The sequence below is a fragment of the Undibacterium sp. GrIS 1.8 genome (genome assembly GCF_040544445.1).
In the GTDB taxonomy this organism is placed as follows: domain Bacteria; phylum Pseudomonadota; class Gammaproteobacteria; order Burkholderiales; family Burkholderiaceae_D; genus Undibacterium.
Map to the genome: position 1 here is coordinate 1 of NZ_JBEONQ010000120.1, position 2,358 is coordinate 2,358.

Genomic DNA, 2,358 nt, shown 5'->3' on the forward strand with positions numbered 1-2,358 from the left:
GTAAGCGTCCAACGCTACCATCTATGAACAGCAAATAATTTCATGCACTGTCCAGACTGGATCATTTTGGAGAGCAAAGTATGTCAAGAATCAAATCCATCCTAATCCGCGCAGATTGGCTGCAACATGTTAGTACCTGGCGCGCATCAGGGCTGACGCAAGCAGCGTATTGTCGTGAGCGCAAATTAAATGCCACCACATTCAACGGCTGGATTATGCGTGGCCGAAAGGAGTTACCAGCAACAGCACCCCTGATCACTGTTCCGATTGTAATTCAACCCAGCACGCCAGCAGCATCGACTCTGCCGATCGTCTTGCAACATGGATCTGGATGGCAGCTTGTGCTACCTGCGGATGTGCAGATTACCTGGCTAGCTCGATTATTCAATGAATTAGCATGATCGCACCAGGTCAAATTTGTTGCGTGATTGAACCAGTCGATATGCGCCGTGGCCTAGAGAGTTTATCGCAATGGATACAAACTAGTTTAGGTACCACGCCATGCGATGGCACCGCCTATGCATTTTGCAATCGTCCTAAAACACGATTAAAACTGTTAATCTGGGATGGCACTGGCGTGTGGTGCTGTCAGCGCCGATTACACCGTGGTGCGTTTGTTTGGCCCAGCAACGATGATCGATGCTGGGTGATTACGCAAGCACAATGGGATTGGCTCATCAAAGGTGTCGACTGGCATCGCCTGACGGCACAGGCACCAACGCACTGGCAAGTGTGAATCTTTAATACGTTCAAAAAAATAGCGAAACACCATTCTTTTTGGTTGTAAACATGGGCGAGTCTATGTAAACTTCCAGCATGGATCTCGCTACCGCACTCGCTCAGTTTAATCCGCACACCACGTCACCAGAACAGTTGGCGATACAGGTTGCCGCCTGGGCAGAACAAGCGCACAAGGATGCTAGTAAAATCGCCCAACACGATGCAGAAATACACCGTAAAGACACTAAAATTGCCGCTCTCACGTTAGAGCTGGCGTACCACAAGCGGATCAAATTTTGCAGCACCTCCGAAGCCTTCACTGCACAGCAACGGGATTTATTCGATGAGACACAAGAAACCGATCTTAATGCCATGCAGGCCGAACTGGAGCAACTCTCCTCTGCACCCCGCGTAAAAACGAAACCAACCGGGCGCAAGCCACTGCCGGCAGAATTGCCACGCATCGAACATCGGCACGAACCAGAATCGTGCAACTGCGGTCAATGTGGCAATGTGCTGGTGCAGATCAGTGAAGATATCAGTGAACAACTCGATGTCGAACCAGCGCGTTTCTTTGTGCATCGCCATATCCGTCCGCAATACGCCTGCCGCGCTTGCGAAACGGTTACCGCAGCCGCCATTCCTCCGGCCATCATCGACGGCGGGCTAGCCGCGCCCGGTTTGCATGCGTGGGTCGTTATCCAAAAATACTTAGATCATTTGCCGCTGTATCGTATCGAACAAATCAGCGCCCGTCATGGTGCGGGGATTTCTCGATCGACGCTGGCTGAATGGATCGGACGTATCGGGGTCGCTTTGCAACCGCTGGTAGATCGATTGACCGAATTACTCAAAGAACGCAGCGTCCTGCATGCCGACGAAACACCGGTGCAACAATTAGATCCCGGCAAAGGTAAAACCAAACGCGCTTACTTGTGGGCGTATCGAAGTAATAGTCTCGACGAAGGTCCGCCGATCATCGTGTTTGAGTTTCAGCTTGGGCGCAGTGGCAGCCATGCGCGCACTTTCCTCGCCGATTGGCAAGGACACCTGATGGTCGATGACTACGCGGGCTATAAAGCCATGTTTGGTCAGGGCATCACTGAGCTCGCTTGCCTGGCGCATGCGCGACGTAAATTCTTTGATTTGCATGCGGCCAATCAACACCCAACGGCCGCCGAAGCGCTGGGCCGAATAGCCGAGCTGTATCACATTGAGAGCGCGGCCAAAGATTACTCGATTGAACAACGCGCACGGTACCGCCAAGAACAAGCCTTGCCGAGATTGGAAGCGATGCATGCGTGGTTACTGCTGACGCGTCAAAAGACGGCGGATGGCAGCAGTCTGGCCAAAGCCATCGATTACAGCTTCAAGCGCTGGCCGGCGATTATGCGCTATGCCGCCAGTGGCAATCTACCGATTGATAATAATCCGATCGAGAATGCCATCCGTCCTATTGCCATCGGCAAGAAGAACTGGCTGTTTGCCGGATCAGAACGCGCTGGCAAACGGGCTGCTGCCATTCAAAGTCTACTCGCCACCGCCAAAGCGAATAACATCGAACCGCTTGCCTGGCTTAAAGAAACTTTGGAAAAACTCCCTACCTGTAAAAATAATCGTATTGATGAATTGTTGCCG

Annotated in this window: 3 protein-coding genes; all 3 read left to right on the plus strand. The window is 52.0% G+C overall.

Annotation, left to right across the window (positions count from 1 at the left end):
- Positions 1–80 precede the first annotated feature (80 nt).
- Positions 81–401 carry an IS66 family insertion sequence element accessory protein TnpA gene (gene tnpA, locus AAKU64_RS22365; RefSeq protein ID WP_322119773.1) on the plus strand — a complete coding sequence of 107 codons (321 nt, stop codon included), beginning with the start codon at positions 81–83 and terminating at the stop codon, positions 399–401.
- Positions 398–736, plus strand: coding sequence for an IS66 family insertion sequence element accessory protein TnpB (tnpB, locus tag AAKU64_RS22370; protein ID WP_322119772.1), 339 nt, complete (start codon positions 398–400; stop codon positions 734–736). The genes tnpA and tnpB overlap by 4 nt, the downstream gene beginning before the upstream one ends.
- A gap of 80 nt (positions 737–816) precedes the next feature.
- The coding region (gene tnpC / locus AAKU64_RS22375; protein WP_354363082.1) for an IS66 family transposase at positions 817–2,358 on the plus strand (1,542 nt) is incomplete at its 3' end.